Here is a 14,534-nt window from a genome sequence, read left to right as displayed (position 1 = left end):
TGTCCTGCTCAGCGGAGGTGCCGATAGGCACCGTAGGCTCGTAGACCGTGCCGCGCACCCGCCTCTACCGCCACGGTGAGCTCGTCTCCGAGAACTTCCCTCCGGAGGACATTTCGGACTATCTGCCCGAGGACGGCGCGACTGTCTGGCTCGACATGTGTGCCCCCACCGAGGCCGACCTCGCGCTGATCGGCGAGGAGCTCGGCCTGCACGAGCTGGCGATGGAGGACGCGGTGCACGCCCACCAGCGCCCCAAGCTCGACCGGTACGAAAGCCACTGCTACCTCACCGCCTACGCGGTGCGCTTCGACCCGGAGAGCTGCCAGCTGACCGCCGACGAGGTCGGTGTGTTCGTCACCCCGCGTGCGGTGGTGACCGTGCGTCCGGACGAGGGGCTGGACATCGACGACGTGGTGGCCCGGTGGGACGAGTCGAAGCACCTGGCCGCGAGCGGTGTCGGCTTCCTCGTGCACGGCCTGCTCGACTACGTGGTGGACAGCCACTTCGACGCGGTCCAGGCACTGGACGGGAACATCGAGGACCTCGAGGACATGGTGTTCGCCGAGCAACCGGACAACACCGACATGCAGCGGCAGGCTCTGACGCTGCGCCGGTCGCTGGTCACGCTGCGCCGGGTGGTGCTGCCGATGCGCGAGGTCGTGAACACCCTCATGCGCCGGGAGCACGGCATCGTCGACGAGGCGATCACGCCGTACTTCCAGGACGTCTACGACCACGTGCTCCGTGCCTCGGAGTGGACGGAGTCACTTCGCGACCTGGTCACCACGATCCGTGAGACCCAGCTGAACATCCAGAGCACGCGGCTCAACCTCATCATGAAGAAGGTGACCGGGTGGGCGGCGATCATCGCCGTCCCGACCGCGATCACCGGGTTCTACGGCCAGAACGTCCCGTACCCCGGCTCGGGCCAGCCGTGGGGTTTCTGGGTCTCCGCGATGAGCATCCTGCTGCTCAGCGGCGGTCTCTACCTACTGTTCAAGCGCCGTGACTGGTTGTAGGCCTGAACCGTCGCCGCTCCCGTTACGTATCCGCCTGTGGCGGGCGAGCGAAACGGAGAAGTGATCAGGTGCACCAGAACGTGGGCACGAACGTGTTCCAGCAGACGGCACACAGCCCGTCGATGTTCGAGCTGTCGAGGAGGATGGGCGACCAGGGACGACCGCTGGTCGACTTCTGCATCCCCTGCAACCCGTACTTCCCCACGCCGGAGATGTTCGCGACCATGGCGGAGAACCTGGAGCACGTGCTCCGGTTCTACCCCAGCGACTCCGCGCAGATCGCCAACGAGCTGTCGCGGCTGCTCGGGCTCAACCCGGCCACGATCGCCATGGCCAACGGGTCGACCGAGCTGATCACCTGGATGGACCATCTCTGGTTCACCGAGAGCGTCGCGATCCCGGTCCCCACGTTCGGCCGGTGGACCGACCAGCCGATGGAGACCGGCAAGCGGGTCGACATGTTCCTGCTGCGCGAGATGGACGGCTTCGCGCTGAACCTCGAGGAGTACGTCCGGTTCATCCGGGCTCGCGGCTCGCGGGTCGCGGTCGTCTGCAACCCCAACAACCCCGACGGCGGCTACCTGCCGCGCCGGGACGTGATCCGGTTCATGGACGAGTTGGCCGACCTGGACCTGGTGGTGGTGGACGAGTCGTTCATCGACTTCGTCGATGCCGAGCGCGACCCTTCGGTGGCGATGGACGCGGCGATCCGGCCGAACGTCGTGGTGCTCAAGAGCCTGGGCAAGAACTTCGGCCTGCACGGAATCCGGTTCGGCTACCTGGTGGCCAACCCCGCCCTCGCCGGCAAGATGCGCAAGACCCTGCCCAAGTGGAACATCAACTCGCTGGCCGAGATGGTGGTGTTCATGCTGCGCGAGCACGGCGCGGAGTACCGGGAGAGCCTGCGGCTGCTCGCCCGCGACCGCTACAGCATGGGCACGCTGCTCTCCCGGCTGCCCGACTTCACCGTCTTCCCGTCGCAGGGCAACTTCCTGCTCGCGAAGCTCGGACCTGGGATCGACGGCACCGAGCTGCGCGACCACCTGATCAACCGGCATCAGGTCTTCATCCGCGAGTGCGGCAACAAGCTCGGGATGAGCAACCAGTTCCTCCGCTTCGTGGTGCGCCCGCAGCACGACGTCGCCCGCCTCGTCGAGGGCATCCACGACTACGCCCGGCCCCGGTGGGAGGGCGGTGGCGGCCAGTGGGAGGGCCAGTGGGAGGACGAGCTGGCCCGGCGCCGCAACGGCGAGCGTTCCGCCTGAGCCTGGCGCGCCCGCTACTCGCTCGCGAGCAGGCCGGCCAGCTCCTCGAGAGCGGCGGCCAGCTCGCGAGCGAACCGGTGCATCTGCTCGGCCACGTCGGCCCGCGTGCTGAGGTAGATGTTGAGGCGGTCGGGCAGCAGGACGTAGGCGATGCCGATGCACTGCGGGCTGGTGGAGCCGAAGCCGAAGTACTGGATGTTCTCCGAGGGCGCGGAGCTCGTGCTCAGGTAGTCGTCGCGCATGACCAGCCAGCCGGGGCTGGTGTAGAGGTCGAGCGGCTCGGTGACGCCGCGACGTCCGGCGATCAGCAGCAGCTCCCACAGGTGCTGCTCCGGTGCCGCGCCGGCCTGGCACTCCTTCGCCCTGGCGACGTGCTTGGCCGCGGCTGCCTCGAACGCGGCGCGGCGGGCGACCCGGTCCGCCGCCGGGTCGTCCATAATGGACACGAAGTGGAGCACCTCGGGCGTGACGACACGCATCGCCTCGGTGCGGCCGTGCCGGTACTGCCGGGTGGCGATCGACTCGTAGGTGGCGCCGGTGATGCCCTTGGCCCGGCGGTGGGCGAGCTGGTAGGCCATCTGCACGAAGGCGTCCGGCGACATGCCGAGCCGCTTGGCGCGGTCGGAGCCGAAGTCGAAGGAGAGGGTGGACGTCGCGGTGGCCGCGGCGAACCCGGCGAACGAGGCCGCCGCGGCGCGGACCCGTTCGCGCAGGCCCTCGTCGAGGGCGAACCGCACCGGCACGGCCTCCGGCACGCCCGCCGCCGTTGCCCGCGCGGCCGGCCGGTCGCCCAGCAGCGTGTCCACGAAGCTCAGCACCGTCGTGCCGTCCAGGCCGCAGTGCTCGACGTTGATCCCCGCGGTGCCGTCGCCGAACACGACCAGCGAGAACGACTTGTCGAACCAGCGGTTGCCGCTGTCGCCGTGCAGGAGCTGGTCGGCGGCCTGGGTGGCGTCCGCCGGGACGGTCTCCTCCAGGCACAGGCAGAACAACGCGCTCTCGAGCTCGTCCAGCGCCGCGGCGTTGCCGGCGTCGGCGGCCAGCAGCTCTGTGCGGGCCGCCGCCCACTCGGCCCTGGCCATCGTGGTCAGGTGGCCCACCTCGGTGCCCGGCTCACCGCGCCGCGTGTCGCCCTTGAGCAGGGCGCGCAGGGCGGCGGCGAGGTCGTCGCGGCCGTGCGGCCGGCCGTCGCTGTCCAGCACGTCCAGCCGGAAGGGCGTGCCGCGGAAGAACACGACGATGTGTCGCGCGGTGGACGGGCCGGGGTGTTCGGCGGTGAACGGCGCACGCACGCTGTCCTGCGTGGCCCCCGGGATCCTGGTGGTAGCGAACAGGAACCGTTGCTGGGCCATCGACAGTGGCCGTCCACGTTGGACGACCGGCGGGACCGACTCGTCGTCGAGCCGCAGCTTGTAGTCGACAGCGCCGGCGACCAGGCCGGCCGCCCGCTCGACCTGGTCCTCCCCGGAGCCGTGGAACAGGAAGAAGAAGTTGGCGTTGAGCGCGATCCGGTCCCGGCGGCCGAGGTAGCGGTAGGCCCAGAACTCCTCCAGCCAGCTGGCGACGTCCGGACGGCTGTCGTACTCCTCCAACGCGGCCTGTAGCTCGTGCGCGGGGCTGTCCGGGGCGAGGAACGCCGCGACCGCGGCCTCGGTGCGGGCCAGCTGCTCCTCGGTGAGCAGGGGGGCACACCAGTCGAGGAACCGCTCGCAGCTGTCCACGAGGGTGGGCACGGGCACGCGGGGAAGGTGCTCCTCGTTGCCGAAGGTCCGCTGCGACTGCTGGCTACTGGTCACGGTTGTCCTTGATATCGGTCGACACTGACAGACTGCTCGGCGACGCCGCCCAGGGCGGTGGCGAGCTCGGCGGCGGACCGGTCGGCGCCCCGGGGCAGCGACACGTGAAGCTCGGCGCAGAGCCAGCCCTCGGTCTCCACCCCGGACGGGTCCACCCCGGCCGCCCGCAGGGAGGCGAGGATGCTGTCGCGCTCCTCGGCGGAGGCGAACCGGCGCTGGCGGAACACCCCGGGCACGCCGACCGTCTCGTAGCCCAGCGAGGCCAGGCGCTCGGCGATCGACGTGTAGGAGAACATCCGCAGCACGAAGTGTGCCATCCACGGCCGTCGCTCGGCGCGCAGCCCGGCGAGCCGAGCGATCGTCGCCTCGGTGACGTAGCCGAGGCATCCGGTCGAGATGACGAGGTCGGCCCGGCCGAGCCGGGCGCTCTGGTCGGCGTCCGGCGGGTCCCGCTCGAGGTCCGCGGCGACCGCGTCGTCGAGGAAGCCGGCCTCCCTGGCGTAGCGCACGGCAGGTGCGGAGGTGTCCAGGCCGACGAACCGGACGCCGCCGTCGCCGTCGCGGTCGCGGTCGCGCAGCAGCGCCCGGTCCCGTGCCAGCAGGGCGTCGCGGTCGAGGTCCTGGGCGGCCGGGTCGGCGTAGTGGGCGTGGAGCTTGTCCATGCTGGCGTCGCAGCGGTACAGCACGGCGTTCACGCCGTAGGAGCAGCCGACGTCGAGCACGGTGGGGTCGGCGTTCCCGGTGGCGGCGCGGTACTCGTCGAGGAGGCGGGCGAAGTAGGGCTTGGCCAGCTGCGGGAGCTGGTAGGACAGCGCGTGCAGGGCGCGGAAGTAGGGCCGGGGGTCGGGTTCGGTGTAGACGTGGTCGAAGGATGCCTTGCCGGTGTCGTCCAGTGGCACGCGGTTTCTCCCTGGCCTCAGTCGAGCAGTTGGTCGCCGCGGACGCTCTCGCGGGTGTGTACCGGTAGGACGCGGCCGAACAGCTGTCTGGTTCGCTCGGCGCTGCCGACGACGCCCGGGCGTTCGCTGTAGGCGAAGATCGCCGTGTGCCTGGCGCGCCCGCCCCGGACCGGGCTCACCCGGTGCAGCGCGAACCGGCCGCGGAACAGCTGGAGGTCACCGGGGCGCAGCTCGAGCCGGCGGACGAGGTGCTCACCCCGCCCGTCGAGCACGGCGGCGACGTCGTCGAAGTTCTCGGCCTGCGCCGAGCGGATGTTCGGGCAGTACTCGAACACGCCGCCGTCCTCGGCCGGCTGGGTGAGCATGCTGACGGTGAACTCGTTCGTGTCGAAGTGCCACGGGTGGGAGCGACCCGGGGTGATCACGTTGAGGCAGAGGCCGGAGAGCGGGTCGGCGAGCTCGTGCAGCTCGGGCAGCGCGAAGCAGTCGGCGACGAAGCGCTGGAACAGCGGGCTGGTGTAGAGCCTCTCGACGATGGCGGAGGAGGGCATGCGGTCACGGGCGACGAAGGCGTTGCCGCGTTCCATCACCCTGCGCGCCGGGTGGCGCTCGGGCAGGGGCGTGTCCAGCGCGATGTTGTAGGCGTTGACCCGTTCGACGTGGGTGTGCGCCAGCGGGGCGATGCGCGCGCACTCGTCGCGGAGCTCCTCGCGCAGGTCGGGCCGGACGAAGTCGGGCAGGACACAGCAGCCGACCGCCTCGAGCTCGGCACGGGTGTGCGCGACGACCTCGCGCCACCCGGGCCCGCCGGGATGGCCGATCGGGTACCGCTCGGTGTCGACGACCTCCTCGACGCTGGCGGCTCCCCGCGTGCCCATGGTTCCCTCCCGGCGGTCGCGCCGGCTGCGCCGCCGGCCACACGTGCCATGAACAGCTTCGATCGTGGCACAGGACGATCGACTGCCGACCGTGACGCGGCCCACACGCGGCGTTGCGGGCTCAGGTGGCGGAGGGCGGCATCGCGGGGAGATCCGGGGGGTTGTCTCCCCGCGATGCCCTTTCCCCCTATCTGCGCCCGGCGAGCGCCAGAACGGCCTGGGCCTCCCGGTAGGCGGGCTTGGGCGCGAACGACTCGTCGAGGAGGTTCGCCGCGCCCTCGCCCTCGAAGAACCCGGGGACCCAGGAGTACTTGTCGGTGAAGCCCCAGACGGTGAACGACGTGCAGCGGCGGCTGAGCAGGCAGCCCTGCAGCAGGACGCTGTAACCCTGCGCCTGTGCCTGGAGCTTCACCGTGTCCGCCGGCATGGGCATGCGCACGTCGGCCTCGGTCACGGCGGTCTCCAGGCCCAGTGCCTCGAAGCGGGCGAAGTTCTGCGCGACCTCGGCGGCGGAGTGGAAGCCGTACTGGACGCCGTAGTGGCCCTGGGCCCCGAAGCCGTGCACCGGAACCCGCTGGGCCAGCAGCTCGCGGGCCAGGCGGTGGTAGGCGTCGCTCTTGGGGCTCAGGCCCTCCACGTTGTAGTCGTTGAGGAACAGCTTCGTGCGCGGGTCCGCCTGGTGTGCCCAGCGGAACGCGTCGGCGATGTACCCCGGTCCCAGCTCGCGCAGCCACAGGCTGTCCCGCAGCTCGCCCTCGTCGTCGATCACCTCGTTGACGACGTCCCACTGGTAGATCCGGCCGCGGAAGTGGCGGACCTCGTCGAGGATGTGCTGGCGCAGGATCCCGCGCAGCTCGGTCGCGTCGATCTCGCCGGACTCCACGCCGGTGGTGAGCCAGGACGGGAGCTGGTTGTGCCAGACCAGGGTGTGGCCCCGCACCCGCTGCCCGTTCCGCCTTGCCTCGGCGACCAGCTCGTCGGCGGCCCGGTAGTCCCGCACGCCGCGCTCCGGCTCGACCGACTCCCACTTCATCACGTTCTCGGCGGTGACCGAGGAGAACTCGGTGGCGATCCGCTCCCGGTACACCGGGTCCGCGGTGAGGGCGGCGTGGTCGACGGCCGTGCCGACCAGCAGCCGGCGGCCGGCGAGGTCGCGCAGGGGCTGGTCGATCTCGACCGGTCGGGCACCGGTTCCCGTCGACCTACCGGGTGATCCGGCGGCGGAGGGGAGGACGGAGTAGAGCGTCGCGGCGGCCAGGACGGCCGCCGCCGCGACGTGGGGCACCTTCATGTGAGGCTCCTCGGCGACGGTGGCGTGACTCCTCCGAAAATTTCGGTACCCTTTCCGATACCAGAGCGCCACGGTAGAACCCGTTCCCGTCGGGGGTCAAGGCTCTGGGACCGGGTTGGTGCGTGCGGAGGAACCCGCCGCCGTCGGACCCATGTTTCGCTACTTTTCCGAATGATCCGCCCGCGCGCGGGAACCCGCGTTCTGGGGTAGAACGGGCGGCATGACGACGACGGTGGCCGTGCTCGGCACGGGGATCATGGGCGCGGGGATGGCCCGCAACCTCGTCCGCGCCGGGCTCGTGGCGACCGCGTGGAACCGGCGCGCCGAGCGGGCCCGCGCGCTCGCCCCGGCCGGGGTGGTGGTCGCTGAGGACCCGGCCGCCGCGGTCGCCGACGCGGAGGTCGTGCTCACCATGCTGTTCGACGACGCCGCCGTGGGTGAGGTGATGGCCGAGGCTGCCGGCCGTCCCCGCCGGCGCGGTCTGGGTCCAGGCCAGCACGATCGGCATCGAGGCCACTGAGCGCTACGCGGCGCTCGCCGGCGAGCGCGGCGTCGGTTTCGTCGACGCGCCGGTGCTCGGCACCCGGCAGCCGGCCGAACAGGGCACGCTGACCGTGCTCGCGGCCGGACCGGAGGAGCTGCGGGAGCGGGTCGCGCCGGTGTTCGCCGCCGTCGGCAGCCGCACGCTGTGGGTGAGCGAGCGGCCCGGCGACGGCCACCGGCTCAAGCTCACCGCCAACGCCTGGATCCTGTCGATCACCGCCGCGGCCGCCCAGAGCGTCGCCCTCGCCGACCGGCTCGGCCTGGACCCCAGGCTGTTCCTCAAGGCGATCGCCGGTGCTCCGGCCGACAGCGCCTACGCCCAGCTCAAGGGCCGGAACATGATCGAGGGGGTCTTCGAGCCCGCCTTCGCGCTCGGCGGAGCGGTCAAGGACGCCGAGCTGATCCTGGACACCGTGCGCGGTGCCGGCCTCGACGAGCGCCTCATCCGCGCGGTGCACGACCAGTTCCGGTCCGCGGCGCGAGCGGGGCACGCGGAGGAGGACATGGCGGCGGTGATCCGGGCCACCAGGGGCGAGGGGAGCCGAACCGCCCGCTCAGGCTTGCCCTGAGCGCCGGGATAGCGTTTGCTGTGCGGCAACTCCCGCCCCCCAAGGAGGCTGCCGTGTTCGCCATCATCGCCGCCGTCATCTTCGGTCTCGCCCTCATCCTCGACCTCGCCGACGCCACGCTCGGCACCCTCAACGGAGGGACGATGCTGATCGCCGGGTTGCTCTGCATCTCCCTGCACCTGGCCGGAATCGGTACGTCCCGCGCCAACGGCTTCAGCTTCGGGCGCCGCCGCCGCTGACCCCCGCCGCCGCGCCGGCCCGCTCCGCCACGGCTCGCGCCTGCCGGTAGTGCTCGGCCGCCCGGTCCGGGCGTCCAAGCGCGACGGCCAGGTCGCCGAGGTGCCGCGCGACCGGGCCGAGGCTGAGCAACCCGCTGCCCGCCCCGGCCAGCTCGGCCGCCGCGGGCAGCAGCTCGGCATACAGCCGCTCCATGGCCGACCGGTCGCCGAGCCGGACGGCCACTGTCGCATGCAGACAGCTGCGCGCCTCGAAGAGGAGATCGCGCGGCGAGTTCGGAATGGTCAGTGCGCGGGCCTCGTCCACCCGGTTCTCGGCGAGCAGGAGCACCGGTCGGCACCAGCTCTCGTAGGCACCGAATGAGGTGGCGTTGTCTACCTCGGACTCGTCCACAGTGAGCAGGGCCAGCTCCAGAAGGCCGTTGTCCATACCGGACATTCCGGTCCCGGGAAGCCGGGCCGCGGCGCTCCGGTAGGCGGCGACGGCCTCGGCCCGGCTCCCGGTGACCGCCGAGCGCAGCGCCCGGTACCACTGGGTGAACACGCCGACCAGCGGGATCTGGTACCGCTCACCCAGCTGGTCGGCCGCGGCTGCGTGCCGGTCGGCGGCGGCGAGGTCGGCCAGTGCCGCGTTCGCCTGGACGAGGACCAGGTGGCCGAGCACCTCGAAGGTCACCAACCCGTGCCGGGTCGCGAGCTCGACCAGCTCCGCGCCGATCCTGGCGCGCTCGCCGGCCAGGCCGGCCCGTTCGAACGAGACCATGAACCGCGCGTTGAGGGCGAACGCGAGCAACGCCGGCTCACCCAGCTCCCTGGCGATGGCCTCGGCCTCCTCCGCCGCGGCTCGTGCCCGCTGGCCGCCGGCGCTGCGCAGCTCGAGGGCGATCGTGGCCAGCAGCCGCGCGCGGCGGGCGGTCGGCCCGGGCAGGGCGGCGAGCGTCTGCTCGGCCACCAGGGCGATGCGCCGGCCGAGCTCCGGGTCGTCGTTGTCGGTCCAGATCGCCGGGACGTCGAACCCGGTGATGACCCGCGCGGTCAGCTCGGGGTCGCCGACCGCCTCGGCCAGGCCGACCGCCTCCGCCCGGTACCGGCGGGCCCGGTCGAGCCCGCCGGTCAGGGCCAGCGTCCGCACCAGCCCTGCCAGCAGCGCGAGCCGTTCGCGGCTGTCCTCAGCGCCGGCGGCCTCGTGCGCGGTGAGGGCGGCCGACCACAGCCGAGCCGCCTCGTGCGGGGCGAAGCGGCGCTCGGCCCGCTCGGCCGCCTCCCGTGCGTGCCGCGCCGCGCGAGCCGCGGTCCCCGGTCCCTCGGCCAGCAGGAGGTGGTGGGCGAGCGCCTCCACGTCGGCGGGGCGCAGCCGCTCGATCGCGTCGGCCACCGCGGCGTGGGCGCGGGCGCGCCGGGTGGGCGGAACCTCCTCGTAGACGGTGTCGCGGACCAGGGCGTGGGCGAAGCGGAACCGGTGCGGCCCGTACTCGACCAGAAAGCCGTGCCGGACCGCGACCTCGACCGCGTCCAGGACGTCGTGCCCGGCGAGGTCGGCGTGCAGCTCCAGGTCCAGCTCGGTGCCGGTCACCGCGGCCTGGCGCAGGACCTGGCGCGCGGGGTCGGGCAGTCCAGCGACCCGCAGCCGGACGACGTCTCGCACGCCCGGCGGCACCCGGACCAGACCGGCCGGGCCCTCGGCCTCGACCAGCCGGGCCAGCTCCCGGACGAAGAAGGGGTTGCCCCCGCTGCGCCGCCGCACGGCGGCGGCGGTGGCCGCGTCCGGCGGCCGGCCGGTGGTCTCGCGCACCAGCTCCGCCACGGCGTCCGGTTCGAGGCCGCCCAGGTACACGCGGACGGGGTCGAGGCGGGCGACCCGGCCGAGCAGCTCGCTCAGCGAGGCGGAGAGGTCGGTCGCGCGATGGGTGCCGACCACCAGCACCCCGGGCACCCGCTCCCCGACGACCGAGGCGAGCAGGGCCAACGTCTCGTCTCCCGCGCGGTGCAGGTCGTCCAGCACGACCAGCAGCGGTGCCTGCCGCGCTACCACGGCGAGCTGGGCCGCCACCGCCCGGTGGCGGTGGAACCGGGCGACCAGGGGGTCCGCGCCGTCGGTGGGTGCCGCTGGGCCGGTGGATGCCGGCCCGTGGGCGGATACGGCCTGGTCGGTGAGGGCTGGCGGCAGTTCGGCGAGGACCTGGGACCAGGGCCAGGCCGGCGGCAGCCCCTCGGTGTCCGGACTGGCGCCCCAGGCCGTCGTCCAGCCGCGGGTGGCGAGGTGGGCGGCGAAGGACTCGGCGAGTGCCGTCTTGCCGGCACCGGCGTCCCCGGAGACCAGCGCCAGCCCTCGCCCGTTCTCGGCGGCCGCCAACAGCTGGGCCAACTCGGCGTCCCGGCCCACCAGCGCCCGCCGGGCGGGCCCCGAGCCGGGCACAGGGGCCGGCCCAGGGGCGGGCGCCGCGAGGTGCGGTGCCTGGGCGAGGATGTCGGCCTCCAGCGTCCGCAGGGCCTGGCCGGGGTCGACGCCCAGCTCGTCGGCCAGGCGCCGGCGGGCCTGGCGCAGTGCCGCCAGCGCGTCGCCCTGGCGGTCGGAGCGGTAGAGCGCGAGCGCGAGCAGGCGCCACGCCTCCTCGCGCCAGGGGTGTGCCCGGGCGTGCGCCTCGAGGTCGGGGACCGCCTCGGCGGCGCGGCCCAGGTCGAGCAGGGCCGCCGCGCGGCGTTCCAGGGCCAGCAGGCGGAGCTCGTCCAGGCGGGCGATCTCCGCCCTGGCCCACGGCTGGTCGTCGAACTCCGCGTAGGCGGGGCCGCGCCACAGGCCGAGCGCGGTCTCGGCCGCCGTCAGAGCCTCCTCGGCCCGGTGCGCTGCCAGCGACTCTCCGCAGCCGGCCACGGCCACCTCGAACCGCCAGGCGTCGACGCCATCGTCGGCGGCCCGCAGGGCGTAACCCGGCCCCGAGGTGACCAGCAGCCGCGCCGGGGCACGCGGTGGGCGGTCCGGCTCCAGGGCGCGGCGCAGCGCCGCGACGAACGTCTGGAGCGCGCCGACCGCGCCCTCGGGCGGGTCCTCCCACAGGTCGGCGACCAGCCGGTCCACCGGGACGACCCGGCCGCGGGCGACCAGCAGCCTGGCCAGCACCGCGCGGTGCCGGGGACCCCGCAGGTCCAGCGCCGCGCCCGCGTCCTGCGCCACCAGCGGACCGAGGACACCGAACCGAACCGACGAGACCACTCCACCTCCCGGCCTCGCACTCTAGTGGCGCTGACCGGGCGCTGACCGGGCGCTGACCGGGCGGTCGCAGGGTGGACCCATGAAGATCACCGGTTTCGACTACCAGCGGGTCACCGTCGCCGACGGTGTCGCGCTCAACGTGGCCGTCGGGGGCTCCGGCGCCCCGATCGTGCTGCTGCACGGCTTCCCGCAGACGCACCTGATGTGGCGGCACGTGGCGGCCGACCTCGCCGCGGACCACACGGTCATCTGCCCCGACCTGCGGGGCTACGGCGCCAGCGACAAGCCGGCCGACCCGGACGGGCGGGCCTACGCCAAGCGGACGATGGCCGAGGACGTGGTCGCGCTCGCCCGCGCCTTCGGGCACGAGCGGTTCGCCCTGGCCGGGCACGACCGGGGTGCGCTGGTGGCCGTCCGCGCCGGGCTCGACCACCCCGACGCGGTCACCCGGCTGACCGCGCTCGACGTGCTGCCCACCCTGGACATGTGGGACGTGCTGCACGGCGCGAGCGCGGCGGTCGCCTTCCACCTCTACCTGATGGCACAGCCGCCCGGCCTGCCCGAGCAGCTGATCGGGGCCGCGCCCGACGCGTTCTTCGGGCACTTCCTCGACGCCTGGACCCAGCGCCCGGAGGCGATCCCGGCGCAGGTCCGCGCGGAGTACCTCGCGGCGTCGCGGGGCGCCGTGCCCTCGATCGTGGCCGACTACCGGGCGTCGGCCACGATCGACGTCGAGCACGACCGGGCGGACCGGGACGCCGGCAACCGCCTGCGGATGCCGGTCACGGTGCTCGCGCAGGACTGGGGCGCCGCCCTCGGCTACGACGCCGCCGCCCTCTGGCGCGCGTGGGCACCGCGGCTCACCCACCGCACGGTGTCCTGCGGGCACTTCATGGCCGAGGAGGCGCCGGCGGAGGTGGTGGCCGTGCTGCGGGAGACCCCTACAGCCTGATCGCCTTCCGGTTCATGAACTCCTCGATCCCGGCCGCGCCGAGCTCCCTGCCGATGCCCGAGCGCTTGATGCCGCCGAAGGGCAGGTCGGCCACCGACCCGCCCGCGCGGTTCAGGTAGACCATGCCGGCCTCGAGCTGCTCGGCGACCCGGCGCAGCCGCTCGGGGTCGGTGCCCCAGACGCTCGCGCCGAGGCCGAACGGCGAGTCGTTGGCGAGGTCGATCGCCTCCTGTTCGTCCTCCGCCCGGAAGACCGTCACGACCGGTCCGAAGATCTCCTCGTAGTAGGCGTCCATCTCCGGTGTCACGTCGGTGAGCACGGTCGCCTCCAGGTAGGCGCCCGGTCGCTCGATGCGGTGACCGCCGGCGCGCAGCGTGGCGCCCTGGCGGATCGCCTTCTCGATCTGGCCGGCCACCTCGTCGGCGGCCGAGGTCGAGGCGAGCGGCGGCAGCTTCGTCGCCGGGTCGGCCGGGTCACCCGGCTGGTAGAAGTCCGCGACGTGCTTGGACATCCGGTCGACGAAGTCGTCGTAGAGCTCGCCCAGGACGATCATGCGCTTGGGTGCGTTGCACGACTGGCCGCAGTTGCGCATCCGGGCCGTCGCCGTCGCCTTGACCGTCGCGTCGAGGTCGTCGGTGTCCAGCACGATCAGCGGGTCGGAGCCGCCGAGTTCCAGCACGGTCTTCTTCAGGTGCTTGCCGGCCTCGGTCGCCACCGAGATGCCGGCCGGCTCGCTGCCGGTCAGCGAGACCCCCTGGATGCGCGGGTCGGCCAGGATCGCCGGGACCTGCCGACTGGACGCGTAGATGTTGACGTAGGCGTCCTCGGGTACGCCCGCGTCGTGCAGGATCCGCTCGATCGCGGCCGCGGAGCGCGGGCAGATCGAGGCGTGCTTGAGCAGGATCGTGTTGCCGAGCACCAGGTTCGGTGCCACGAACCGGGCGACCTGGTAGCAGGGGAAGTTCCACGGCATGACCCCGAGCAGCGCCCCGATCGGCTGCTTGACGATCACCGCCGGCCCGCTCGCCAGCTGGAGCGGCTCGTCGGCGAGCAGGGCCGGCCCGTTCTCGGCGTAGTAGTTGAAGATGTCGACGACGACGCCGACCTCGCCGCGGCCCTCGTTGATCCGCTTGCCCATCTCGAGCGTCATGATCTCGGCCAACTCGTCCGAGCGCTCTGCGAACAGCTCCGCGGCCCGCGCGACGACGCGCGCCCGCTCCTCGACCGTCCGCCGCCGCCACCCGGCGTACCCGCGGTGGACACGCTCGATCGCGTCCCGGACCTCGTCGTCGGTGGAGTTCTCGATCTCCTCGACCAGTTCGCCGGTCGCCGGGTTGGTGAGTGTGTACATGGGGGCGCGGGCCTCCGTTCTCTGCTGCACCGTGCCTGACGGGACACTGCTTGGCATGAATACTGTATACACAACACGGTTCGCAGGCGAGGGTCAACGCCAGGGTCCCAAGAGCAGGTGGGTGTTCGCGACCGCGCGGAGTTCTCTGGGGGCGGCTCCCTCGGCCGTGCAGCGTCGTACTCCGCTCCAACGGTGTCAAGGGCGCCTTCGGCGTCGCTGCGCGATGGCTTCGCCACCCTGGACACCGTCGGACCGGAGCTACGAGACGGCCTGTACGAGGGAGCCCCGGGGGTCTAGAAAGCTTGGGGTGTCCGGGAGGGGTGTGACGTTCGGGCTGGGGTTCTTGGGCGTCGCGGGATGGACCCCCAGAGGGCACGTGAACTGTCCGCGACCGTAGTAAAGCCGGGACGCACAGCACCCAACTCCCGAGAGCATGTGAACCCTTCGCGGCTGCGTGAGCGGGAGCGAGGGCGCGTCCTCCGTCTGGACTGACTGTGAGAGTGGTGGTGCCGGCTTGGTGGTGG

Annotated in this window: 11 protein-coding genes and 1 pseudogene; 6 read left to right on the top strand and 6 right to left on the bottom strand. The window is 72.8% G+C overall.

Annotation, left to right across the window (positions count from 1 at the left end; all coding sequences use genetic code 11):
* Positions 1–47: 47 nt before the first annotated feature.
* Together BU204_RS34700 and BU204_RS34695 are read left to right on the top strand one after the other, a co-directional pair.
* Positions 48–1,019 carry a magnesium transporter CorA family protein gene (locus tag BU204_RS34700; protein WP_075130050.1) on the top strand — a complete coding sequence of 324 codons (972 nt, stop codon included), beginning with the start codon at positions 48–50 and terminating at the stop codon, positions 1,017–1,019.
* A 68-nt stretch (positions 1,020–1,087) separates the two neighbouring features.
* On the top strand, positions 1,088–2,284 hold the full coding sequence (locus BU204_RS34695; protein WP_075130049.1) for a pyridoxal phosphate-dependent aminotransferase: 1,197 nt from the start codon (positions 1,088–1,090) through the stop codon (positions 2,282–2,284).
* A gap of 14 nt (positions 2,285–2,298) precedes the next feature.
* Here BU204_RS34695 and BU204_RS34690 read toward each other — a convergent pair whose 3' ends face one another.
* From BU204_RS34690 to BU204_RS34675, 4 genes are all read right to left on the bottom strand, one after another.
* Complete coding sequence (locus tag BU204_RS34690; protein ID WP_075130048.1) at positions 2,299–4,080, bottom strand: choline/carnitine O-acyltransferase; 1,782 nt, start codon at positions 4,078–4,080, stop codon at positions 2,299–2,301.
* Entirely contained in the window at positions 4,077–4,979 is a 903-nt protein-coding gene (locus BU204_RS41690) for a class I SAM-dependent methyltransferase (protein ID WP_233160965.1), read from the bottom strand. Before BU204_RS41690 ends, BU204_RS34690 begins: the two co-directional genes overlap by 4 nt.
* Positions 4,980–4,996: 17 nt before the next feature.
* Positions 4,997–5,857 (bottom strand): HalD/BesD family halogenase, encoded by an 861-nt coding sequence (locus tag BU204_RS34680; protein WP_075130047.1) that lies wholly within the window; start codon positions 5,855–5,857, stop codon positions 4,997–4,999.
* 187 nt (positions 5,858–6,044) lie between these two features.
* Positions 6,045–7,148 (bottom strand): endo-1,4-beta-xylanase, encoded by a 1,104-nt coding sequence (locus BU204_RS34675; protein WP_075130046.1) that lies wholly within the window; start codon positions 7,146–7,148, stop codon positions 6,045–6,047.
* 220 nt (positions 7,149–7,368) lie between these two features.
* Between BU204_RS34675 and BU204_RS42190 the strand changes: the two are divergent.
* The 3 genes and pseudogenes from BU204_RS42190 to BU204_RS34665 form a co-directional block, all read left to right on the top strand.
* Positions 7,369–7,777: pseudogene (locus tag BU204_RS42190) on the top strand (NAD(P)-binding domain-containing protein); the annotation flags it as partial.
* Complete coding sequence (locus BU204_RS42185) at positions 7,763–8,260, top strand: NAD-binding protein (protein WP_332888611.1); 498 nt, start codon at positions 7,763–7,765, stop codon at positions 8,258–8,260. The pseudogene BU204_RS42190 and the gene BU204_RS42185, both read left to right, overlap by 15 nt.
* Before the next feature lie 53 nt (positions 8,261–8,313).
* Positions 8,314–8,499 (top strand): hypothetical protein, encoded by a 186-nt coding sequence (locus tag BU204_RS34665; protein ID WP_075130045.1) that lies wholly within the window; start codon positions 8,314–8,316, stop codon positions 8,497–8,499.
* Here BU204_RS34665 and BU204_RS34660 read toward each other — a convergent pair.
* The gene (locus BU204_RS34660; protein ID WP_075130044.1) at positions 8,474–11,707 is read right to left on the bottom strand and encodes a BTAD domain-containing putative transcriptional regulator; all 3,234 of its coding nucleotides are present in this window, start codon (positions 11,705–11,707) and stop codon (positions 8,474–8,476) included. The two genes, BU204_RS34665 and BU204_RS34660, sit on opposite strands and share 26 nt — an antisense overlap.
* 79 nt (positions 11,708–11,786) lie before the next feature.
* On the opposite strand from BU204_RS34660, the gene BU204_RS34655 reads away from it, so the two are divergent.
* Positions 11,787–12,659, top strand: a complete 873-nt coding sequence (locus tag BU204_RS34655; RefSeq protein ID WP_075130043.1) for an alpha/beta fold hydrolase — start codon at positions 11,787–11,789, stop codon at positions 12,657–12,659.
* Here BU204_RS34655 and BU204_RS34650 read toward each other — a convergent pair.
* Entirely contained in the window at positions 12,649–14,010 is a 1,362-nt protein-coding gene (locus BU204_RS34650; RefSeq protein WP_075130042.1) for an NAD-dependent succinate-semialdehyde dehydrogenase, read from the bottom strand. The genes BU204_RS34655 and BU204_RS34650 overlap by 11 nt on opposite strands.
* Positions 14,011–14,534 lie beyond the last annotated feature (524 nt).

It is taken from the genome of Actinophytocola xanthii (assembly GCF_001921205.1).
In the GTDB taxonomy this organism is placed as follows: Bacteria; Actinomycetota; Actinomycetes; order Mycobacteriales; family Pseudonocardiaceae; genus Actinophytocola; species Actinophytocola xanthii.
The sequence above is the reverse complement of the archived record's forward strand: the minus strand, read 5'-3'. Positions and strand labels throughout refer to the sequence as shown.

What these genes read in the sequence shown, in the direction of transcription:
- BU204_RS34655 (WP_075130043.1), top strand. Translation starts at nt 11,787, where the DNA reads ATGAAGATCACCGGTTTCGACTACCAGCGGGTCACCGTCGCCGACGGT.
- BU204_RS34650 (WP_075130042.1), bottom strand. Translation starts at nt 14,010, where the DNA reads ATGTACACACTCACCAACCCGGCGACCGGCGAACTGGTCGAGGAGATC.
- BU204_RS34675 (WP_075130046.1), bottom strand. Translation starts at nt 7,148, where the DNA reads ATGAAGGTGCCCCACGTCGCGGCGGCGGCCGTCCTGGCCGCCGCGACG.
- BU204_RS34680 (WP_075130047.1), bottom strand. Translation starts at nt 5,857, where the DNA reads ATGGGCACGCGGGGAGCCGCCAGCGTCGAGGAGGTCGTCGACACCGAG.